Origin of the sequence: Variovorax boronicumulans (assembly GCF_029892485.1) — a bacterium.
GTDB lineage: Bacteria > Pseudomonadota > Gammaproteobacteria > Burkholderiales > Burkholderiaceae_C > Variovorax > Variovorax boronicumulans_B.
Genome location: NZ_JARXVG010000002.1, coordinates 368989 through 391530, shown reverse-complemented (window position 1 = coordinate 391530; position 22542 = coordinate 368989). Strand labels below are relative to the sequence as shown.

Annotated in this window: 20 protein-coding genes; 17 read left to right on the top strand and 3 right to left on the bottom strand. The window is 67.9% G+C overall.

Features of this window, described 5'->3' with window-relative positions:
• Positions 1-25 precede the first annotated feature (25 nt).
• Positions 26-238, top strand: a complete 213-nt coding sequence (locus M2282_RS06975) for a hypothetical protein (protein ID WP_280808045.1) — start codon at positions 26-28, stop codon at positions 236-238.
• A 13-nt stretch (positions 239-251) separates the two neighbouring features.
• On the opposite strand, the gene M2282_RS06970 is transcribed toward M2282_RS06975, so the two are convergent.
• From M2282_RS06970 to M2282_RS06960, 3 genes are all read right to left on the bottom strand, one after another.
• Positions 252-1823 carry a hybrid sensor histidine kinase/response regulator gene (locus tag M2282_RS06970; protein ID WP_280808044.1) on the bottom strand — a complete coding sequence of 524 codons (1572 nt, stop codon included), beginning with the start codon at positions 1821-1823 and terminating at the stop codon, positions 252-254.
• Complete coding sequence (locus M2282_RS06965; RefSeq protein WP_280808043.1) at positions 1820-3322, bottom strand: ATPase domain-containing protein; 1503 nt, start codon at positions 3320-3322, stop codon at positions 1820-1822. The genes M2282_RS06970 and M2282_RS06965 overlap by 4 nt, the downstream gene beginning before the upstream one ends.
• A 166-nt stretch (positions 3323-3488) precedes the next feature.
• Entirely contained in the window at positions 3489-4310 is an 822-nt protein-coding gene (locus M2282_RS06960) for a ferritin-like domain-containing protein (RefSeq protein ID WP_280808042.1), read from the bottom strand.
• A 254-nt stretch (positions 4311-4564) separates the two neighbouring features.
• On the opposite strand from M2282_RS06960, the gene alaS reads away from it, so the two are divergent.
• From alaS to M2282_RS06880, 16 genes are all read left to right on the top strand, one after another.
• Positions 4565-7189 carry an alanine--tRNA ligase gene (alaS, locus tag M2282_RS06955; protein ID WP_280808041.1) on the top strand — a complete coding sequence of 875 codons (2625 nt, stop codon included), beginning with the start codon at positions 4565-4567 and terminating at the stop codon, positions 7187-7189.
• 163 nt (positions 7190-7352) lie between these two features.
• Positions 7353-8369: a 2-dehydropantoate 2-reductase gene (locus tag M2282_RS06950; RefSeq protein ID WP_280808039.1), complete on the top strand. Its 1017-nt coding sequence runs from the start codon at positions 7353-7355 to the stop codon at positions 8367-8369.
• A gap of 314 nt (positions 8370-8683) precedes the next feature.
• Positions 8684-9943 carry a D-amino acid dehydrogenase gene (locus M2282_RS06945; protein WP_280808038.1) on the top strand — a complete coding sequence of 420 codons (1260 nt, stop codon included), beginning with the start codon at positions 8684-8686 and terminating at the stop codon, positions 9941-9943.
• A gap of 176 nt (positions 9944-10119) precedes the next feature.
• Positions 10120-11106: a Bug family tripartite tricarboxylate transporter substrate binding protein gene (locus tag M2282_RS06940; RefSeq protein WP_280808037.1), complete on the top strand. Its 987-nt coding sequence runs from the start codon at positions 10120-10122 to the stop codon at positions 11104-11106.
• 7 nt (positions 11107-11113) lie between these two features.
• The gene (locus M2282_RS06935) at positions 11114-11929 is read left to right on the top strand and encodes an SDR family oxidoreductase (protein ID WP_280808036.1); all 816 of its coding nucleotides are present in this window, start codon (positions 11114-11116) and stop codon (positions 11927-11929) included.
• 30 nt (positions 11930-11959) lie between these two features.
• A complete protein-coding gene (locus M2282_RS06930; RefSeq protein WP_280808035.1) occupies positions 11960-12508 on the top strand; it encodes a cupin domain-containing protein in 549 nt (182 codons plus the stop codon).
• A 7-nt stretch (positions 12509-12515) separates the two neighbouring features.
• On the top strand, positions 12516-13388 hold the full coding sequence (locus tag M2282_RS06925) for an alpha/beta fold hydrolase (protein WP_280808034.1): 873 nt from the start codon (positions 12516-12518) through the stop codon (positions 13386-13388).
• Positions 13389-13430: 42 nt separating this feature from the next.
• On the top strand, positions 13431-14267 hold the full coding sequence (locus tag M2282_RS06920; protein WP_280808033.1) for an IclR family transcriptional regulator: 837 nt from the start codon (positions 13431-13433) through the stop codon (positions 14265-14267).
• A 5-nt stretch (positions 14268-14272) separates the two neighbouring features.
• A complete protein-coding gene (locus M2282_RS06915; RefSeq protein WP_280808032.1) occupies positions 14273-15106 on the top strand; it encodes an SDR family oxidoreductase in 834 nt (277 codons plus the stop codon).
• The gene (locus tag M2282_RS06910) at positions 15099-16802 is read left to right on the top strand and encodes a thiamine pyrophosphate-binding protein (RefSeq protein ID WP_280808031.1); all 1704 of its coding nucleotides are present in this window, start codon (positions 15099-15101) and stop codon (positions 16800-16802) included. Before M2282_RS06915 ends, M2282_RS06910 begins: the two co-directional genes overlap by 8 nt.
• Positions 16803-16822: 20 nt before the next feature.
• Complete coding sequence (locus M2282_RS06905; protein WP_432422874.1) at positions 16823-17620, top strand: aspartate dehydrogenase; 798 nt, start codon at positions 16823-16825, stop codon at positions 17618-17620.
• A 10-nt stretch (positions 17621-17630) separates the two neighbouring features.
• Complete coding sequence (locus M2282_RS06900) at positions 17631-19106, top strand: aldehyde dehydrogenase (protein WP_280808030.1); 1476 nt, start codon at positions 17631-17633, stop codon at positions 19104-19106.
• A gap of 13 nt (positions 19107-19119) precedes the next feature.
• Positions 19120-20091 carry a VOC family protein gene (locus M2282_RS06895; protein ID WP_280808029.1) on the top strand — a complete coding sequence of 324 codons (972 nt, stop codon included), beginning with the start codon at positions 19120-19122 and terminating at the stop codon, positions 20089-20091.
• A gap of 14 nt (positions 20092-20105) precedes the next feature.
• A complete protein-coding gene (locus M2282_RS06890; protein WP_280808028.1) occupies positions 20106-21092 on the top strand; it encodes a Bug family tripartite tricarboxylate transporter substrate binding protein in 987 nt (328 codons plus the stop codon).
• 35 nt (positions 21093-21127) lie between these two features.
• Complete coding sequence (locus M2282_RS06885) at positions 21128-22285, top strand: FAD-dependent monooxygenase (RefSeq protein ID WP_280808027.1); 1158 nt, start codon at positions 21128-21130, stop codon at positions 22283-22285.
• A gap of 31 nt (positions 22286-22316) precedes the next feature.
• Complete coding sequence (locus M2282_RS06880) at positions 22317-22538, top strand: recombinase-like helix-turn-helix domain-containing protein (protein WP_280808026.1); 222 nt, start codon at positions 22317-22319, stop codon at positions 22536-22538.
• Positions 22539-22542 lie beyond the last annotated feature (4 nt).

Below are 22542 nucleotides of genomic sequence, written 5' to 3'. Positions count from 1 at the left end.
CACGCGTTCAGGACCTTGAAGAAGCATGCGCCTCACGTTGTTGCACTACCTCTCCACGCAGGAATTGCCCACCGCCGTTGCGGGCGCGCAGGGCATTGCCGCGGTGCGGGCCCTGTTGCAGGAAGGATGCGTTAAAGCCGTGCTTCCTGGCGTCACCGAGACCGGCGTGCCCGTGGCGACGGTGACCGGACTCACCCGGACCGGCTACCGCGCGCTGCGCCAGTTCCGCGGCGCTTGAAGCGGCGCCGCGGCTACCGCGTTGAATCGCGGTGCGCCAGTCGCCGCAGGGCCATCGACAGTTCCTCCATGTCGACGGGCTTGAGCAGGTGATGGTCGAAGCCGGCCTGGGCGATCCGCACCCTGTCGTCGGGCTGGCCCCAGCCTGTCAGTGCGACCAGCGTCATCCCGCGGTGCGCAGGGCTGTCGCGCAGCCGCCGCGCCAGTTCGCAGCCGTCCATTCCGGGCATGCCGATGTCCAGGATCGCCAGCGAAGGGCGAAAGCTGTCCGCCGTTTTCAGGGCCTCGATGCCGCTGAACGCCACGGCCGTGCGCGCGCCCAATATGTTCAGGAGCGCCGCCAGCGATTCCGCCGCATCGCGGTTGTCGTCGACCACCAGGATGCTGTGCTGCGCAATGGACGCCTCCGTGGAGGGGCGAGGTTGTTCCTCGACGCCCGCACCGCGCCTGACGAACAGCGGCAGCGACACCACGAACTCGCTGCCCTCGCCGAGCCCGTTGCTCTTTGCGCCGACCTTGCCGCCATGCAACTCCACCAGGCTCTTGACCAGCGTGAGCCCGATGCCCAGGCCGCCCTGGGCCGCCCTGGCCGTGCCGCTCACCTGCACGAACATGTCGAAGATCGACGTCAGCATGTCCGGCGGAATGCCGGCGCCGTTGTCGCGGATGCGGACCACGGCGTTTGCATCGTCGCGCTCGACGAACACGTCGATCCGGCCGCCTTCGGGGGTGTATTTCGCCGCGTTGTTCAGGAGGTTGGAAAACACCTGCGTGAGCCGCACGCTGTCGCCTTCCACGGCCAACGTGGGATCTGCACCATGCACCTGCAGCCGATGCCGGCCGGCGTCCATCAGCGGCCGGCTGAGTTCCACGGCATCGCGGATCACCCGGTCGACCATCAGTTCGCCGAGCTGGAGTTCGATCTTCCCGCGGGTGATGCGCGACACCTCCATCAGGTCGTTCACCAGGCGCACCATGTGGTCGATCTGGCGGCCCATGAGCTGGTAGTAGGGCAGCGCGGCTTCGGGCGTGAGCGTCTTGCGCGTGAGGATGGCGAGCGCGGTGCTCAGCGGCGCCATCGGATTGCGAAGCTCGTGCGCCAGCGTGGCGAGGAATTCGGTCTTGCGCTTGTCGGCCTCGTTCAGGTCGTTGAGGATGCGGCGCAGCTCGTATTGGCGCCGCCGGGCCCGCAGGGCGCTTCGAAGCGCGCTGACGAGCGCCGCCACGCGGATCGGCCGCTCCAGCACCGTCACGTTGGCCATGCCTTCCATGGCCACTGCAACGGCACGCGAATCGGCCCCTTGCTTGGCCAGCACCAGCACCGGCAGGTCCGACCACGGCGGCTGCGCCGACACCGCATCGGACAGGTCGGCGGCGCCGTTGCCCGACAGCATTTCCTCGGACACCAGCACGGCGCCCGCGCCATGGCCGATCTCCTGCACCAGCTCGTGCAGGCTGGCACACACCCGGGTGGCGATGCCGGCGCGCTCGAGCACGGCGGCCGCCATCACGGCGTCCCTCGAAGTGGCGGTCCTGAGAAGGACGCGCAGTTGCGTGTCTTCGTCCGCAGCCGTGTTCGTCGTCACGGCGGCGTGGCGGAGACGCCATCGATGGGCACGGGTATGCCGGTCAGGATGCCGCGGAAACGGCGCAGGGGTTCGCCGACGTGCAGGCCTTTCTCGCTCATCGAGAAGGCGCGAATGCTGCGTTCGTGCGCGCCGCCCCGCTTCTTGAGCACCGAGATCGCCTGGCGGACTTCGCCCGCGAATTCGAAGTAGCGCAGCATGACCACCGCGTCCGCGAGATAGCTGGCATCGACGGGCGTCTGCATCTGCATGCCGATCAGGCCGTGCTGCGCACCGACCAGCAGCGTTGCCACGCCGGACTGCCCGAGGTAGGTGAGCAGTTCGTGCAGCTGGACGATGAGGAATCGCTCATCGGGCATGGCATTGAGATAGCCGTTGAGGCTGTCGATGACGATGACCTTGGCGGAATGCTCGCCCACGGCCAGGCGGATCTCGTGGATCAGTTCGCCCGGCGAGAGCTCGGCGGGGTCGACCTGCTTGATGCGCAGGAGCCCCGAGTCGATGTACGGGGTGAGGTCCATGCCCAGACTCGCGCACCGCGTGCGCAGCGTGTTCACGCTCTCGTCGAAGATGAACAGCGCGGCGCATTCGCCCCGTTGCGCCGCCGTGAGGGCGAACTGCACCGCCACCGACGACTTCCCCGTGCCCGGCGCGCCCACGAGCAGGGTGCTCGTTCCCTTCTCGAGGCCGCCCCCGAGCAGCGCATCCATCTCTTCGATGCCGCTGGGCATCTTGATCAGCGGTCCGCTGGTGACATGCTCGGACGCCACAAGCCGCGGAAAGACCTGAAGGCCGCCGCGATTGATCTTGTAGTCGTGGAAGCCGCCGCGGTAAGGCTGGCCGCGGTACTTGACGACCAGGAGCCGGCGCCGCGCGGTGCCGTAGTCGGAGTTCAGCTGCTCGAGCCGCACCACCGCATGCGCAATGCTCTGCACCTGCAGGTCGTGCTCGGTGGCGGTCATGTCGTCCAGCAGCAGCACGGTGCATTGCCGGCCCGCGAAGAACTGCTTGAGCGCCAGGATCTGCCGGCGGTATCGCAGCGACGTGCCCGACAGCAGCCGCAGCTCGGACAGCGAATCGAAGACGATGCGCGATGGCTTGAGCGCGTCCACGTCGCTCAATATCCGAAGCGTGGTTTCGCTCAGCTCCACTTCCGAGGGATGGAACATCGTGTACTGCTCTTCCGGGTGCAGGCTGTCCTGCGCCGGGAGCATTTCGCGCACGTGAAGGCCCGTCAGGTCCCAGCCATGGGAGGTGGCCACGCCGCGCAGCTCGTTCTCGGTTTCGGAGAGCGTGACGTACAGGACCGATTCACCCTGCTGCGCGCCTTGCAGCAGGAACTGCAGGGCAATGGTCGTCTTGCCGGCCCCCGGCGTTCCCTCCACCAGGTAGAGGCGATTGGGTTCCAGACCCCCGCCGATCACGTCGTCCAGTCCTGGCACCCCGATGCTCAACAGCTTGCTTTGCCGTTTTTCGGGGCTTGATGACTTGGCCTCCATCGTTGTTGCTCCATGAGAAATACTGATACCAAATTCAATCATGCGAGCGCAAAAAAGCCATGCAGGACAAGGCCGGGAAATCGGCCAAGCCTTTGTCGGCGGGCACCGATTCTTGCCGTGATGCCCAGTCGTGGAGGAGGTCGAGGGAGAGGGGCGTCTGCGGCGCCTAGCGCAGGAACACGTGCTGCATGAACTGCTTGATCGGGTACTGGATCACCGTCTGCACCCTGGCCGGCAGTTCCAGCGGCCGCATCAGCATCTTGAGCGTGCTGGCGGCGCTCAGGTTGGTGCGGATGGTGCTGTTCATGCGCGCGCTCAGCTGCTGCACATAGGCCGTGTCGTCGGCGCGATGGGGTGCCCGGGCCTTCACCACGTGGCGGATCGCGCAGTCCGCGTCTTCGCTCTTGAGCTCCAGCGTGCGCCGGCCGATGGTGCCGATCACGCGGAAGCGGCTGAGTTTTTCCTGCTCGCGGTAGCGGCGAAAGAAACGGTAGAAGTGCTTGTAGTGGCTGACCTCGTCGGTCGCGATGCGGGTGGCCAGGTCGCGCAGCACCGGCTCGTCGGTGGCGCGCGCCATGGCGCGGTAGTAGGTGGCGGTGCCGGTCTCGACCACGCAGCGCGCCGTCATCTCCAGGGCGCGGGTGGGGGCCAGCAATTCGACCTTGCAGTAGGTCGCGTACTCCTCGAGAAAGCCCTGGTAGGCCGTGTCCCATTCGAACTCGGGCCACACGTGGCGCACATAGGCGCGCAGGGCCTGGCCGTGCTGCAGTTCCTCGGGCTCCCAGTAGTTCGAGAGCCAATCGGTCACTTCATCGTCGCCGCGGAAAAAATCGACCAGGTTGTGCGTGTACAGGTCCGAGCCGCTTTCGACGAACGAGGCGGAGGCCACCAGGTAGAAAAGATTCTCGTCCGGGCGCACCTTGTCGAGCGCGATGCGCGAGAAATCGAGGTCCTCGATCTTCCAGTGTTCGGCCTCAAGACCTGCCATGCGGACTCCTTGATTCATGTTGTGCATATGAATAGGACGGGGCTCGCTGCGTTTGGTTCGGCCGCGCGGGAGCCAGGGCGCATATTAGCCGCGGCGCCCCGATCGCGCCCTTCGCCCCGGGGGCGCCCGGGCTGCATAGGCAAACCTATAATCATTTGTTCAAGCAAATCAAGCAGTCAGGTCGGTTCGACGCAGTGGTTTCGACAAGAGGTCGCCATCGCCAGGCCGTCCTCGACAGAAGACGAAATCCAAAGATGAGCCAGCCCACATTCACGGTCGCGGACATCCGCAAGACCTTTCTCGATTTCTTCGCCTCCAAGGGCCACACGGTGGTGCCCTCGAGTTCGCTGGTGCCGGGCAACGACCCGACGCTCATGTTCACCAACTCGGGCATGGTCCAGTTCAAGGACGTGTTCCTCGGCGAAGACAAGCGCAACTACGTGCGCGCCGCCTCGGTCCAGGCGTGCCTTCGCGCCGGCGGCAAGCACAACGACCTTGAGAACGTGGGCTACACCGCGCGCCACCACACCTTCTTCGAGATGCTGGGCAACTGGAGCTTCGGCGACTACTTCAAGCGCGAATCGCTCACCTGGGCCTTCGAGTTGCTGACCAAGGTCTACGGGCTGCCGGCCGAGAAGCTTTGGGCCACCGTCTACATCGAGGACGACGAGGCCTACGACATCTGGACGAAAGAAATCGGCCTGCCGCCCGAGCGCGTCGTGCGCATCGGCGACAACAAGGGCGGCCGCTACATGTCCGACAACTTCTGGATGATGGCTGACACCGGCCCGTGCGGCCCGTGCTCCGAGATCTTCTTCGACCACGGCCCCGAGATCCCCGGCGGCCCGCCCGGCAGCCCCGATGAGGACGGCGACCGCTACATCGAGATCTGGAACAACGTGTTCATGCAGTTCGACATGCAGCCCGATGGCTCGGTCAAGAAACTGCCCGCACCTTGCGTCGATACCGGCATGGGCCTGGAGCGCCTCGCCGCGATCCTGCAGCATGTGCACAGCAACTACGAGATCGATATCTTCGACGCGCTCATCAAGGCCGCGGCCCGCGAGACCGGCGAGAAAGACCTGTCGAACAACTCGCTGCGCGTGATTGCCGACCACATCCGCGCCACCTCGTTCCTGGTGGCCGACGGCGTGATCCCTTCGAACGAAGGCCGTGGCTACGTGCAGCGCCGCATCATCCGCCGCGCGATCCGCCACGGCTACAAGCTGGGCCAGAAGAAGCCCTTCTTCCACAAGCTGGTGCCTGACCTCGTGAAGCTCATGGGCGATGCGTACCCCAAGCTCGTGGCCGATGAAAAGCGCATCACCGACACGCTGAAGGCCGAAGAAGAGCGCTTCTTCGAGACGCTCGCCAACGGCATGGAAATCCTCGACGCGGCCCTCGCCGGCGGCGCCAAGACGCTGCCGGGCGACGTCGCCTTCAAGCTGCACGACACCTATGGCTTCCCGCTCGACCTGTCGGCCGACGTCTGCCGCGAGCGCGGCGTGAGCGTCGACGAGGCCGGCTTCAACGTCGCCATGGAAAAGCAGAAGGCCGCGGGCCGTGCGGGCGGCAAGTTCAAGATGGACCGCAACGTCGAATACACCGGCGCGGGCAACACCTTCACCGGCTACGAACACCTGGAGGAAAGCGCCAAGGTCGTCGCGCTGTACTTCGAAGGCGCAGCGGTGAATGAACTGAAGGAAGGCCAGCCCGGCATCGTCGTGCTCGACACCACGCCCTTCTACGCAGAGAGCGGCGGCCAGGTCGGCGACCAGGGCGTGCTCAGCGCCGAAGGCGTGCAATTCGGCGTCGATGACACCCAGAAGATCAAGGCCGACGTGTTCGGCCATCACGGCACGCAAACGCAAGGCACGCTCAAGGTCGGCGACGCGGTCAAGGCCGCGGTCGATGGCGAACGCCGCAATGCGACCATGCGCAACCACTCGGTCACCCACCTGATGCACAAGGCCCTGCGCGAAGTGCTCGGCGACCACGTGCAGCAGAAGGGCTCGCTGGTCGATGCCGACAAGACGCGCTTCGACTTCGCGCACAACGCGCCCGTCACGCGCGAGCAGATCCTGGAGATCGAGAAGCGCGTGAACGCCGAAGTCCTCGCCAACGTCGCCACGCAGGCGCGCGTGATGGACATGGAATCGGCCCAAAAGACCGGCGCGATGATGCTGTTCGGCGAGAAGTACGGCGAGACCGTGCGCGTGCTCGACATCGGCACCAGCCGCGAACTGTGCGGCGGCACTCATGTGGGCCGCACCGGCGACATCGGGCTCTTCAAGATCGTGAGCGAAGGCGGCGTGGCTGCCGGCGTGCGCCGTATCGAAGCCGTCACCGGCGCCAACGCGCTGTCGTACCTGCAGGACCTCGAATCCACTGTGCAGAGCGTGGCCGCCACGCTCAAGTCGCCGGCCGCCGAGCTGCAGGGCCGGCTCACGCAGGTGCTGGAGCAGGTGAGGGCGCTGGAGCGCGAAGTGGGTTCGCTCAAGGGCAAGCTCGCATCGTCCAAGGGCGACGAGCTCATCGCACAGGCCATCGACGTCAACGGCATCAAGGTGCTCGCGGCCAAGCTCGATGGCGCCGATGCCAAGACGCTGCGCGACACCATGGACAAGCTGAAGGACAAGCTCAAGACCGCGATCATCGTGCTGGTCGCCGTCGATGGCGACAAGGTGCAGATCGCGGCTGGCGTCACTGCCGACACCGTGGGCAAGGCCAAGGCCGGCGAGCTGGTCAACTTCGTGGCGCAGCAGGTCGGCGGCAAGGGCGGCGGCAAGGCCGACATGGCCATGGCCGGCGGCACCGATGCGGCGGGCGTGCCTGCCGCGCTGAAGTCGGTTCAGGGCTGGGTCGCGGAACGCGTCTAGGATGAAACTTACCCCCAGTCTTCGCGCACTTCGTGTCGCTTCGCCAACCCCCTTTCAGGGGGCGACACCAGCGGCCCGGCAAAGCCGGTTCCGCGGTGTCTCCCGACTGGATCACGGCAGTTTCATGCGTCGAGGCTCACGCGCAGCGTGATGGAAAACTGAGATGACAGGCGCGCTGCCCGGCGAAGTGCTCGTGATGGGCGCGGGCACCATCGGCTGCTACATCGGCGGCCGGCTCGCCGCGGCGGGCGTGCCCGTCACCTTCGTCGGCCGGCCCCGCGTGCTGAAGAAACTTGCGGACCACGGCCTCTCGCTCAGCGATCTCGACGGCGCTAAGCACCACATCCTGCCTTCGGCATTGCGCCTGTGCGAGCAGGTGCCCGCCGGCGCCAAGCCGGCTCTGGTGCTCCTTTGCGTGAAGAGCGGTGCTACGGCCGAGGCAGCAGGTGAACTGGCCTTCTCGCTGCCCGCGGGCACCACGGTCGTCTCGCTGCAGAACGGCATTTCCAACAGCGCCGCCGCATCGCAGGCCGGCCCGTCGCTCAACGTGCTGCCGGGCATGGTGCCGTACAACGTGGCCGAGATCGGCGACGGCGCCTTCCATCGCGGCACGGCCGGACGGCTCGCCGCCAAGGACGACGCGGCGCTGCGCCCGTGGCTGCCTGTGTTCGAGCGCGCCGGCGTGCCGCTCGACCTGCACGAAGACCTGCTGCCGGTGCAGTGGGGCAAGCTGCTGCTGAACCTCAACAACCCGGTCAATGCGCTTTCGGGTTTGCCGCTGCGCGAGGAGCTGATGCACCGCGGGTATCGCCAATGCTTTGCGGCGCTCATCGACGAAACGCTCAGCGTGCTCGGTGTGAGCGGCATCACGCCCGCGCAGGTGGCGGCCGTTCCGGCGCAGCGGCTGGCGAGCCTGCTGCGTCTGCCTGACTGGCTCTTTCGCATCGTCGCGGCGCGCATGCTGCGCATCGACGCCAAGGCGCGCTCCAGCATGGCCGACGATCTTGCGCTCGGCCGGCGCACCGAGATCGACGCGCTCAGCGGCGAGGTCGTGCGCCTCGCGCAGGAACACGGCCTGAGTGCGCCGCGCAATGCGCGCATGGTCGCGCTGCTCGAAGCCTGGCCGCAGCGGCCGGAGCGCTGGCCGGCACGCCAATTGCAAGACGCTCTCGGCCTGTAGCTGGGGCCTGTTCACCCTACGCAAGGGGTCGCGTTGCTTCGCCAAGGGGCTGGCTGCAAGGCGCCCGGGCGCAGCAAGGCTTTGGCCTTGCAAGCGCGGGCAACGCCGCAGACGGCCCCTTGGCGAAGCAACCCGGAGGGAAGCTCGCCACAGCCCGCCCCTCGGCGTTGCGTTCCTTGTGCGTGCGGACGCACGCACGGCGTCACGCGCCTTGATGGGCGGGCTGTGGCGAGCTTCGCGACCCCTTGCGTAGGGTGAACAGGCCCCAAGCCTGTACCCTCAGGCCGTTGCGGCCATCCAAAGAGGGAGTTCTCATGCAGGTCCTGATTCTCGGCAGCGGTGTCATCGGCACCTCGGTGGCGTACTACCTGGCACGCGCCGGCCATGAGGTGACGGTGCTGGAGCGCCAGCCGGCCCCCGCGCTCGAAACCAGCTTCGGCAACGCGGGCGAAGTCTCGCCCGGCTACTCCGCGCCTTGGGCCGGACCCGGCGTTCCGGTGAAGGCCATCAAGTGGATGCTGATGCAGCACAGCCCGCTGGTCGTCAAGCCGATGCTCGATCCGGCGATGTGGCGCTGGGGCCTCTCGATGCTGCGCAACTGCACGCAGGCGCGCTACGAACTCAACAAGGGCCGCATGGTGCGCCTCGCCGAATACAGCCGCGATTGCATGAAGGCCCTGCGCGCCGACACCGGCATCCAGTACGACGAGCGCATGCAGGGCACGCTGCAGCTCTTTCGCACGCAGCAGCAACTCGACGGCACCGCGAAGGATGTCGAGGTGCTCAAGGCCTCCGGCGTGCCCTACCAGGTGCTCGACCGAGACGGCTGCCTGCCGTATGAGCCCGCGCTCGCGGCGGTGAAGGAGAAGTTCGTCGGCGGCCTGCGCCTGCCGGGCGACGAGACCGGCGACTGCTTCAAGTTCACGCAGGCACTCGCCAAGCTGGCGGAAGCAGCGGGCGTGACTTTCCGCTTCGGCGTGAACATCCAGGCCATCGAGCACGATGCCGCGAAGGGCGTGACCGCCGTGCGCACCGACAAGGGCAGCTTCACCGCCGACCGCTACGTCGTCGCGCTCGGCAGCTACTCGCCCGCACTGGTCAGGCCGCTGGGCATCGACCTGCCGGTGTATCCGGTCAAGGGCTTCTCGATCACCGTGCCCATTACCGATGCCAGCGGCGCGCCCGAATCCACCGTGATGGACGAAACCTTTAAGGTGGCGGTCACGCGCCTGGGTGACCGCATCCGCGTGGGCGGCACGGCGCAGCTCTCGGGTTTCGACCTCGCGCTCAACCCGCGGCGGCGCGACACGCTCGAGCACGTCGTGACCGATCTCTTCCCCAAGGGCGGCAACGTGCGCGAGGCTTCTTTCTGGACGGGGCTGCGTCCGATGACGCCCGACGGCACGCCGGTCGTCGGCGCCACGCGCATCCCCAACCTGATGCTGAGCACCGGCCACGGCACGCTCGGCTGGACCATGGCGGCCGGCACGGGCCGCGTGATGGCCGACCTCATCGCCGGCAAGGCGCCCGATATCGACATGGAAGGCCTGACCGTGGCGCGCTACGGCGGGTAGCAGTCACAACCCTCATCCCAGAGCAGGGCGGCCCCAAAGGCCGCCCTGTTTACGTTGGGTTGCGACATCTAGGGTTTCTACTTAGTCATGAAGTTGTCTTCGTGATTATCCTTCGTGCGTTCCATTAATAAATCGTTGTTTCTCTAATGAAACAAAACGCCGACCACGACGGACCCATGAAGCACACACGCCGCCTTGCCATCGCAGCCGCCATTTCCCTGGCCGCTGTCTGCGCCACCGGACCCGCCTTGGCACAGAACTACCCGGCCAAGCCGATCACGCTGGTCGTCGCCTATCCGGCGGGTGGAGACACCGATGCGCTGGCGCGGCTCTTCGCCGAAAAGCTCTCGGCACGCGTGGGGCAGCCGGTGGTGGTCGACAACCGCCCGGGTGCCAGCGGCATCATCGGCAGCGGCTACGTGTCGAAGGCGCCTGCGGACGGCTACACGCTGCTGCTTGCGCCCAGCACCTTCTCGATCGCGCAGCTGGTGCTCAAGACCAACGGCGCCTCCGGCTACGACGTGCTCGCCGGCTTCACGCCGATCGTGCAGACCGGCAGCCAGCCGCTCTTCCTGGTGGCGAGCGCCGGCAGCGGCATCGCCAGCCTGAAGGACGCGGTCGCCGCCGCCAAGGGCGCCGGCAAGTCGCTCTCGTACGCCAGCCCGGGCAGCGGCTCGCCGATGCACATCCTGGGCGAGATGTTCGCCCGTGCCTCGGGCGCAAACCTCGCGCATGTGCCCTACAAGGGCGTGGCGCCCGCGGTCAACGACGTGCTGGGCGGCCATGTGCCGGTGACCTTCATCACGCTGGGCCCGGTGGCGCCTTACTTCGCCAACGGCAAGCTCAAGCCGCTGGCCGTGGCATCGAGCCAGCGCTCGCCGCTCGCGCCCACGGTCCCGACGCTCGCCGAGCTGGGCTACAAGGACGTCGAGGTGGTCGCCTGGAACGGCCTCTGGGGCCCGCGCAACCTGCCGCCCGAGATCGTGAAGACGCTCAACGGCCACTTCAACGAGATCCTCAAGATGCCGGACATCGTCGCGCGCATGGCCGTGCTCGGCACCACGCCGGTGGGCGGCGATGCCGACGTGCTCGGCAAGACCAACGCGGCCGACTACGCGCGCTTCGGCAAGGTCATCAAGGAGCTCGGCATCCAGGCCGACTGAACACCTCATGACCGAACCCAAAGCCATTCCCGATTCGTCGAGCCTGCAGTCGCTGCTGGCCGAGCTGCCCGCCAACCTGCTGGCCGGCCGCCGCGTGCTCGTGACCGGCGGTGCGCGTGGCCTCGGCCTCGCGTTCGCGCAGTGCATCGCCGCGGCGGGCGCGAGCGTGGTGCTGGCCGACATCCTCGGCGAACTCGCCGACACCGAGGCCAAGGCGCTGCGCGATGCGGGCTACAAGGCGCATGCGCTCACTGTCGACCTGTCGGATCCGGCCTCCATCGATGCCTGCGCCAGCGAGGCGATCCGCCTGCTCGGCGGCCTCGACGGCCTGATCAACAACGCCGCCATCACCAACTCGGGCGGCCGCGATGCGCACCAGCTCGAGATCGACATGTGGGACCGCGTGATGAACGTCAACGTGCGCGGCACTTGGCTCATGGGCCGCGCCTGCCGCGGCGCGCTCGCGGCGAGCGGCCGTGGCGCGGTCGTCAACCTCGCCTCCGACACCGCGCTCTGGGGCGCGCCCAACCTGCTGGCCTACGCATCGAGCAAGGGCGCGGTCATCTCCATGACGCGCTCGCTGGCGCGCGAATGGGGCGGCGACAACATCACCGTCAACGCCGTGGCGCCGGGCCTCACGCTGGTCGAGGCGACCGAGTACGTGCCGATGGCGCGCCACCAGAAATACCTCGAAGGCCGCGCCATCCCGCGCGAGCAGCAGGCTGCCGATGTGTGCGGCGCCACGCTGTACCTGCTGTCCGGCCTCTCGCGCTTCGTGACGGGCCAGCTCTTGGCCGTCAACGGCGGCTTTGCGATGCACTGACTGAATTTTTCCGACGAAGGAGTGAACCCTATGAGCGATCTGTCCGAACAACAGAAGATCAACGACGCTGCCGCCAGCACCCTGGCGCAGCCCGAAGGCACGAGCCTGGCCGAGTGGATGAACACCCGCATCGCGCGCTACGAAACCCGCAAGTACGACTGGGACGCGCTGAAGTTCCAGGCCGACTTCGACCCCAAGTTCCGCCGTGCGCAGATGCGCTACGTGGGCACCGGCGGCACCGGCGTCGCGAAGGACGTGAACACCGTGCCCGCGGAACACTTCACTTTCTCGACCATGGTGATCCCGGCCGGCCACGAAGGCCCGCCGCACCTGCACACCGATGTGGAAGAGGTGTTCTTCCTGATCCGCGGCAAGCTCAAGGTCGTGATCGAGAAGGACGGCGAGCGCTTCGAGACCATCATGACCGACCGCGACCTCATCTCGGTGCCGCCGGGCGTGTACCGCGAGGAGATCAACATCGGCGACGAAGACGCGCTGATGTGCGTGATGCTCGGCGCAAAGAAGCCGGTCACGCCGACGTATCCGGCCGATCACCCGCTCGCGAAGATCAAGCGCTGAGGACGGCATGAGCGACACGATGGCCACCGACGCATTGGCGCTGCCCGCCTCCGAGCTGGCGCTGCTGGACGATCGTTTCCCCGCACGCAGCGTGCCGGTCGGCGGCGATGCAGTGGTGTCGGTGCGCGAACGCGGCACGGGGCCGGCCATCGTCTGCCTGCACGGCATCGGCTCCGGCGCGGCCTCGTGGCTCGACGTCGCGATGCTGCTCGCGCCGCAGGCCCGCGTGATCGCGTGGGATGCGCCGGGCTACGGCGCGTCGACGCCCCTCGCGCCGGCAGCGCCATCCGCTGCGGACTACGCGGAACGCCTGCACGCCTTGCTCGATGCGCTCGACATCCAGTCGTGCGTGCTCGTCGGCCATTCGCTCGGCGCGCTCACGGCGGCATCGGCCGCACGCAAGGGTTCGGCCCTGGCATCGCGCATCCGCAGCCTCGTGCTCATCAGCCCGGCTGCCGGCTACGGCGCGCCATCGCGCGCTGAAGCCCGCACCAGGGTGCGCGCCGAGCGCCTCGCCACGCTCGACGAGCTCGGCATCGCCGGCATGGCTGCCAGGCGCTCGGGCCGGCTCGTCTCTGACACCGCCAGCGAACTCGCGCGCCAGTGGGTGCGCTGGAACATGGCGCGCCTGAGCGACGGCGGCTACCGCCAGGCCGTCGAGCTGCTGTGCAACGGCGACCTGCTGGCCGACCTGCCGCCCGCCATGCCGGTGCGCGTGGCCTGTGGCACGCTCGATGTGGTCACCACGCCAGAAGCCTGCGCCGATGTTGCGCGCGGCTGCGGGGTGACGCTCGAATCCATCGAAGGCGCCGGACACGCCAGCTACGTGGAGCGGCCCGAGGCCGTGGCCTCGCTGCTGCGCAAAGCCCTCGTCGCCTGAGCCGGACCACCAAAGAACAACCAAAGGGAACAACGAATCACCATGGCCACCAACGACAACGAAGTGATGGAAGAGGGCGTCGACCGCTACAACGTGCCCGCGCTCGAACGCGGCCTGCGCGTGCTGTGCGAGTTCAGCCGCGAGAGCCGCACGCTCTCGGCGCCTGAACTGGCGCGCCGCTTCGACCTGCCGCGCTCCACCGTGTTCCGCCTGCTCACCACGCTGGAGAACATGGGCTTCCTGGAGCGCGCCGAGGGCGGGCGCGACTACCGCCTGGGCCTCGCGGTGCTGCGCCTGGGCTTCGAATACCTCGCCTCGCTGGAACTCACGCAGCTGGGCACGCCGCTGCTCAACCGCCTCTGCGATGAGCTGCGCACGCCCTGCAACCTGGTGGTGCGCGACGGCCGATCGATCGTCTACGTCGCCAAGGTCGCACCGCCCACGCCGTTCGCCAGCTCGGTCACCGTGGGCACGCGCCTGCCGGCCCATGCCACGGTGCTCGGCCGCGTACTGCTGGAAGACCTCACGCTGCCGCAGCTGCGCGCGCTCTATCCCGAAGACAAGCTGGAGACCTTCTCGCCGAGCACGCCCAGGACGGTGAACGAACTCTTCGACATGGTGCAAGCCGACCGCTCGCGCGGCTACGTGCTGGGCGAGGGCTTCTTCGAATCGAACATCTCCAGCATCGCCGCGCCGGTGCGCGACCACAGCGGCCACATCGTGGCGGCGCTGGGCGCGACCATCACCTCGGACCACATCGAGGAAAGCCGCATGGACGAGATGGTGCTGCGCGTGCGCAGCGTGGCCGAGGAGATCTCGGGCCTCTTGAACTACTCGCCCGCGCGTGCCAACAAGGTGGTGCCGCTTCGCAGCGCATGACGGGAATGACGATGCAGGCATCTTCCTTTTTCGCTGCGGACGCCTTGGCGGACCGCGTGGCCGTGGTCACGGGCGGCTCCTCGGGCATCGGCCTCGCGACCGTCGAGCTGCTGCTCGCGAGCGGCGCCGCCGTCGCGCTGTGCGGCCGCAACGCCGAGCGGCTGGACCGCGCAGTGGCCGGCCTGCGCGAGCAGTTTCCCCACGCGAAGCTCTTTGCGCAGTCTTGCGACGTGCTCGACGGCAACGCGGTCAAGGCCTTCGCCGCCGCCAGCGAGGCCGCGCTCGGCCCGGCTTCCATGCTCGTCAACAACGCGGGGCAGGGGCGCGTCTCCACCTTCGCCACGACCGACGACGCGGCCTGGACCGAAGAACTCAACCTGAAGTTCTTCTCGGTCATCAACCCGACGCGCGCCTTCCTGCCGCAGCTGGCCGCGCAGCGCGCGGTGGTGGGCGATGCGGCCATCGTCTGCGCCAACTCGCTGCTGGCACGCCAGCCCGAAGCGCACATGGTCGCCACCTCGGCCGCACGCGCCGGCATCCTGAACCTCGTGCGCTCGATGGCCACCGAGTTCGCGCCGCAGGGCGTGCGCGTCAACGGCATCCTGATCGGCCTGGTCGAGTCGGGCCAGTGGCGCCGCCGCTTCGAAGCGCGCGAAGACAAGTCGCAGGACTGGCCTGCCTGGAGCGGCCAGCTCGCGCAGAACAAACACATCCCGCTGGGTCGCCTGGGGCTTCCGACCGAAGCCGCACGCGCGATCCTTTTTCTCGCTTCGCCCCTCGCGTCGTACACGACGGGCAGCCACATCGATATCTCCGGAGGCCTGTCGCGCCATGCATGAACCCAGCAACAACAACATGGTCGCGGTCGGCGCAGTCGTCGCGGCCTTTCTCGAACAGTGCGGCGTGAAGGCGGCCTTCGGCGTGATCTCGATCCACAACATGCCGATCCTCGATGCCTTCGCGCAGCGCGGCATGGTGCGCTTCATCTCGGCGCGCGGCGAGGCGGGCGCGGGCAACATGGCCGACGCCTATGCGCGCTCCACCGCCAGCCTGGGCGTGTGCATCACCAGCACCGGCCCGGCCGCGGGCAACATCGCGGGCAGCCTGGTCGAGGCGCTGACCGCTGGCGCGCCGCTGCTGCACATCACCGGGCAGATCGAAACGCCGTACCTGGACAAGGGCATGTCGTACATCCACGAGGCACCCGACCAGCTCACCATGCTCAAGGCGGTGTCGAAGGCAGCGTTGCGCGTGCGCAGCGTGGAGACGGTGCTCGGCACGCTCAAGCGCGCGGTGCAGCTCGCGCTCACGGCGCCCACCGGCCCGGTGAGCGTGGAGATTCCGATCGACATCCAGTCGGCGCTCATGACGATGCCTGCTGACCTGTCGCCGCTGCCCGTCGAGCGGCCCGTGCCGTCTGGCGCGGCACTCGACGCCTTGGCCGCGCGCCTGGCAACTGCCAAGCGTCCGTTGCTGTGGGTCGGCGGCGGTGCGCGCCATGCCCGCGGTGCGATCCAGCGCCTGCAGAAGCTGGGCTTCGGCGTGGTCACCACCACGCAGGGCCGCGGCACCGTGCCCGAAGACGACGCCGGCTCGCTAGGCGCCTACAACATCCAGAAGCCGGTCGAGGCCTTCTATCAAACCTGCGATGCGATGCTCGTGGTCGGCTCGCGCCTGCGCGGCAACGAGACGCTCAAGTACGAACTGAAGCTGCCGCGCCCGCTGTACCGCATCGACGCCGATGCCGCCGCCGAAGGCCGCTGCTATGCCTCCGAAGCCTTCGTCTGCGGCGATTCGGCATTGGCCCTCGAAGGCCTGGCCGATCGCCTCGAAGCCGCCGGCTACAAGGCCGATGCGCAACTGCTGGTCGACCTGCGCGCCGCGCACGACCAAGCGGTCGCCACGCTGCGCGACGGCCTCGGCCCGTACGCCGAACTCGTGCGCCGGCTCCAGTCCGTGGCGGGCCGCCAGTTCAACTGGGTGCGCGACGTGACCGTCTCCAACAGCACCTGGGGCAACCGCGAGTTGCGCATCTTCGAGCCGAGCGCCGGCGTGCACGCCACCGGCGGCGGCATCGGCCAGGGCATGCCGATGGCGATTGGCGCGGCCATCGGCGCGGCGGTGACCGGCTCGGGCCGCAAGACCTTCTGCCTGGCCGGCGACGGCGGCTTCATCCTGAACCTGGGCGAGCTCGCCTGCATGGTGCAGGAGAAGGCGCCGATGGTGATCGTGCTCATGAACGACAAGAGCTACGGCGTGATCAAGAACATCCAGGATGCGCAGTACGGCGGCCGCCAGTGCTACGCCGAGCTGCACACGCCCGACTACGACCTGCTGTGCAAGTCGATCGCGCTGCCGCACGCCCGCGTGAAGGACCTCGCCGACCTGTCGGCGCGCCTGGACGAAGCGCTGTCCACCGACGGCCCGTTCCTGCTGGAGATCGACATGCTCTCCATCGGCGGCTTCAAGACCAGCTTCGCCGGCCCGCCGACGAACACGGTCACGCAGATTCCAGCACTCGGCACGGCCAAGTGACAGTGAGCGGAGCCCCTTCAATGACAGCCATCACACGCATCGCACTCGTCGGCTGCGGCGCCATCGGCACCGCGGTGCTCGAACTGCTCCGGGACGATCCGGCGCTGAAGGTGACGGTCATCGTCGTACCTGCCGAAGGCATGGCCGCCGCGCAGAAGGCCGTGCCCGGCGCGCAGGTGCTGAGCGTGGTGCCTGTCGCCGGCATCGACCTCGTTGTCGAGACCGCGGGGCATGCTGCCATCGAGGAGCATGTGCTGCCGGCGCTGGCGCGTGGCACGCCATGCGTGGTCGCTTCGGTCGGCGCGCTGTCGGCCGCGGGCCTCGCTGAAAAGCTCGAAGCCGCCGCCGTCGCGGGCCGCACGCAGGTGCAGCTGATTCCCGGCGCCATCGGCGGGATCGATGCGCTCGCCGCCGCCCGCATCGGCGGCCTCGACAGCGTGCGCTACACCGGCCGCAAGCCGCCGAAGGCCTGGAAGGGTACGCCGGCCGAGCAGGGGCGCGACCTCGATGCGCTGACGCAAGCCACCGTGATCTTCGAAGGCAGCGCGCGCGAAGCGGCCTTGCTGTATCCGAAGAACGCCAACGTCGCGGCCACCGTCTCGCTCGCGGGCCTCGGGCTCGACAAGACGCAGGTCCGCCTGATCGCCGACCCCGCCACCGCCGAGAACGTGCACACCGTCGAAGCCGAGGGCGCCTTCGGCAGCTTCGAGCTGACCATGCGCAACAAGCCGCTCGCGGCCAACCCCAAGACCTCCGCGCTGACCGTGTACAGCGCGGTGCGTGCGCTGCGCAACCGCGTGGCGCCCCTCGCCATCTGAGTTTCTTCCCATGATTTCCTCCGAACTTCTCCCGATCTGCATTGCCGGCGAATGGCGCCTGGGTGGCGGCGATGTGTATGAAAGCCTGTACCCCGCCACGGGCGAACCGATCGCGCGCCTGAAAGCCGCGAGCCTCGCCGACGTGGAAGAGGCCATCGTCCGCGCCGACCACGCCTTCCGCACCAGCGGCTGGGCGCAACGCCTGCCGCACGAGCGCGCGGCCGTGCTGCACCGCGTGGCACAGCTGATCCGCGAAGAAGGCGAATCGCTCGCGCAGAAGCAGCGACTGGACAACGGCAAGCCGATCAACGAAACGCGCAACCTCGTGGCGAGCGCCGCGGCCACCTTCCAGTTCTTCGCGGCCGCGCTGGAGACGCTCGAAGAAACCATCACCCCGTCGCGCGGCGCCTTCGTCACGATGAGCGTGCACGAGCCCATGGGCGTGGTCGCCGCCATCACGCCGTGGAACTCGCCGATCGCGAGCGAAGCGCAGAAGCTGGCGCCCGCGCTGGCGGCCGGCAATGCGGTGGTCGTCAAGCCCGCCGAAGTCACGCCGCTGATGGCGCTCGAACTCGCGCGCATCTGCGAGCAGGCCGGAGTCCCCAAGGGCATCGTGAGCGTGCTGCCGGGCAAGGGCTCGGTCATCGGCGATGCGATCACGAAGCATCCATTGGTCAAGCGCGTGTCGTTCACCGGCGGCACCACCACCGGCAAGCACATCGCCCACATCGCGGCCGACAAGATGATGCCGGTGTCGCTCGAACTCGGCGGCAAGTCGCCGACCATGGTGCTCGACGACGCGGACCTCGACCATGCGGTGAACGGCGTGCTCTACGGCATCTTCAGTTCGTCGGGCGAATCGTGCATCGCAGGCTCGCGCCTTTTTGCCGCACGCAGCATCTACGACGAGTTCCTCACGCGGTTGGCCGAAGGCGCCAATGCGCTGCGCGTGGGCGACCCGGCCTCGGAGCAGACGCAGATGGGTCCGCTCATCACGGCGAAGCACCGCGAAGGCATCGAGCGCTACGTGGACCTGGGCGTGTCCGAAGGCGGCCGCATCCGCACGGGCGGCGTTCGTCCGCACGGCGCCGGCTACGACAACGGCTATTTCTACAAGCCGACCATCATCGAAGGGCTGGACAACAGCGCGCGCATCAGCCAGGAAGAGATCTTCGGCCCGGTGCTTGTCGCGATGCCTTTCGACGACGAGGCGTCGCTGATCGCGCAGGCGAACGACAGCGTCTACGCATTGGCCGCAGGCGTGTGGAGCCGCGATTTCAAGCGCGCCTGGAAGCTCGGCCGCGCGGTGCAGGCCGGCACCGTCTGGGTCAACACCTACAAGCAGTTCTCGGTCTCCACGCCGTTCGGCGGCTGGCGCGACAGCGGCCTGGGCCGTGAGAAGGGCCGCGAAGGCATCTTCCAGTACATGGAGCAGAAGAGCATGTACTGGGGCACGAACGACCAACCGCTCCCATGGGCGAACTGAAGAGGACACGACCATGAGCGTTCTAGGCATCGACCAGATCACCTACGGGGCGGACGACCTGCACACCTGCCGCCAGTTCTTCGAGGACTGGGGCCTCGCGCTGAAGTCGGAGGCGCCCGACGAACTCGTCTTCGAGTGCCTCAACGGCTGCAGGGTCGTCGTCGCGGCGTTGGACAAGGCGAACTTGCCGCCTGCGATGGAAGAAGGCCCGACGCTGCGCGAGGTGGTGTGGGGCGTGCATGACGATGCGGACCTCGACCGCTACGCCGCCGCCATCGCGACGGACCCGGCCTTCTTCGACAGCACCATCGACGGCGCGCGCCGCATCGGCTGCATCGACCCCAACGGCCTCGCCGTGCGCCTGCAGGTCAGCCGCAAGCATGCGGTCGATGTCGACTGCGGCGCGATGAACACCTGGAACGCCAAGCCGCGCGTGAACCAGGCCGCACCGATCTACGACCGTGCGACGCCGATCGAAGTCGGCCACGTGGTGTTCTTCGTCAACGACGTGGTGGGCACCAGCGCGTTCTACGCAGATCGCTTCGGTTTCATCTCGTCCGACAGCTACCCGAACCGCGGCGCCTTCATGCGCTGCGCGGCGGAGGGCGGCCACCACGACCTGTTCCTGCTGCAGATTCCCTCGGGCAAGCGCGGCCTCAACCACGTGGCGTTCACCGTGCGCGACATCCACGAGGTGTTCGGCGGTGGCCTGCATTTCTCGCGTCGTGGCTGGGAGACGCAGCTCGGCCCGGGGCGGCATCCGGTGTCGTCCGCGTACTTCTGGTACTTCAAGAATCCGGCGGGCGGACTCATCGAGTACTACGCCGACGAAGACCAGCTCACCGCCGACTGGCAGCCACGGGAATTCGAGCCCGGCCCGACGGTATTCGCCGAATGGGCGGTCGATGGCGGTCTGGACGGCAACACGCGCCGCCAGAAGAACGCGGAAGGCCCCAAGGGCGCCTTCCTGACCGAAAAGAAGTGAACCCGGTGAACCTCATGCAACGACGTTTTTCTTTCTCGCTGATGGCTGCCGCAGCGTTGGCCATCGCCTTGCCTGCGCATGCGCAGAGCGATGCGCAGAAACAGCTGGCCAGCGAGCGCTTCACCATCGTCTCGCCGTTCCCGCCCGGCGGCCCGGTCGATACGCTCGCACGCGTGCTGTCCGACGGCCTTGCCAAGCGCTACGGCCAGGCGGCCGTGGTCGAGAACCTCGTCGGCGCGGCCGGCAACATCGGCATCGACAAGGTCAAGCGCGCCAAGGGCGATGGCCACACGCTGCTGGTGGTGCCGGCGGGCAACCTCACGATCAACCCGACCTTGATGCCGAACTTTCCGTTCGACATCGCGAAGGACTTCGTGCCCGTCACCATGCTCGCCAAGGCGCCCAACGTGCTGGTGGCCTCGCCGTCGTCGGGCATCAAGAGCGCGAAGGAGCTGGTGGCGATGGCCAAGGCCAAGCCCAACACGCTCTCGTACGCATCGCCGGGCGTAGGCAGCGGCCTGCATCTGGCGGGCGAACTGTTCAAGCAGCAAGCCGGCATCGACCTGCTGCACGTGCCCTACAAAGGCACGGCGCCAGCGCTCAACGACGTGCTCGGCGGCTCGGTGCCGCTGATGTTCAGCAACCTGCCCGCGACCATGCCCTTCATCAGGAACGGCAAGCTCATTGCGTTGGGTGTGACCGAGGCGACGCGCAGTGCAGCGGCGCCGGATATCCCGACGCTGGCGGAGCAGGGCATCCAGGGCGTGACGGTGACCTCTTGGTACGGCCTCCTCGCGCCAAAGGGCACGCCGCCCGCCGTGGTCGAGCAGCTTGCGAAAGACGCGGCGCAAATGCTGGCCCAGCCCGATGTGCGCGAGCGCCTGAAGGTGCAGGGCATGACCGATGCGGCGATGAAGCCCACCGAATTCGCTGCGCACATCCGCGAAGAAACGGCCGTGTGGGCCCGAATCATCAAGGCCCGAAACATCGTGGCCGAGTGAGCCGCATGCAAGAAAGAACGAACAGAGAGACATCCATGAAGACAAGCGAATCCACCATCGGCATCGTCGGTGCCGGCATCGGAGGCCTGGTGGCTGCCATCGCGCTGCGGCGCGCAGGGCACGACGTGGTCGTGTTCGAGCAGGCCAAGCAGTTCGCCCGCGTCGGCGCGGACATCAACCTCACGCCCAATGCGGTGCGCGCCCTCGATGGCCTGGGCGTCGGCCAAGCAGCCCGCGTGACAGCGGCGCGCCCGTCGCACCGCATCAGCCGCACCTACGACACCGGCGAGGAAACCTCGCGCCTGGAAATGGCCGATTCAGCGGAGGAACGCTACGGCGCACCGCAGCTCACCATTCACCGCGCCGACCTGCTGGCCGCACTGGCCGACATGTTCCCGGCCGAGCGCGTCGCCCTGGGCAAGCGCGCCCAGAAGATCGCCGCGGACGAAGAGGGCGTGACTCTCTCGTTCACCGACGGCACCAGCGCCCGCGTCGGCGTGCTGCTCGGCGCCGACGGCATCCATTCGTGCGTGCGCACCGCGATGTTCGGCGCCGAGAGTCCGCGCTTCACCGGCATCGTCGCGTACCGCGCCGTGGTGCCCGCAGAGCGCGTGGCCGGCGTGCCCAACCTCGGCGCCTTCACCAAGTGGTGGGGGCCGAACCCGCAGAGCCAGATCGTCACTTTTCCGCTGAACCGCGGCAAGGACATCTTCATCTTCGCGACCACGCCGCAGGACACCTGGCACCTCGAGTCGTGGACCGCGCCCGGCAGCGTCGACGAACTGCGCGAGCAGTACGTGGCCTACCACCCCGAGGCGCGGGCCCTGCTCGATGCCTGCGACACGGTGCTGAAGACCGCGCTGTACGAGCGCGACCCGATGCCCGCCTGGGCCGAGGGCCGCATGGCGCTGCTCGGCGATGCCGCGCATCCGATGCTGCCGTTCATGGCGCAGGGCGCGGGCATGGCGATCGAAGACGCCGTCGTGCTGTCGCGCCATCTCGAAGGTGTGTCGATGTCCGATGCGGCCGATGCACTCAAGGACTACGAGAAAGCCCGTATCGAACGCGCCAGCCAGGTGCAGCTCGGCTCGCGCGGCAACAACTGGCTGCGCGAAGGCGGCAATGCCGACTGGGTCTACGCCTACGACGCCTGGACCGTGCCGCTGGGCGCACCCGTCGCCGCCACTGCCTGATTTCATTTCACCTCACCCCCGGAGGCCCACGATGCAACAAGACCGCTATCTCCAACCGCACCAGGCGCGCCAGCGCCCCGCGACCACCTACGAAGACCTGCTGGGCGACGTGATCGAACGCGCCTTCGCCGATGGCATCCACGACCTCGGCGGCCTCGTGCAGCGCCTGAACGACAGCGGCCTCGCCACGCCCGGCGGCCAGCCCTGGACCGAGGCGCTGTACCGCAAGGAAATGGCCACGCTGGCCGCCTGAGGAG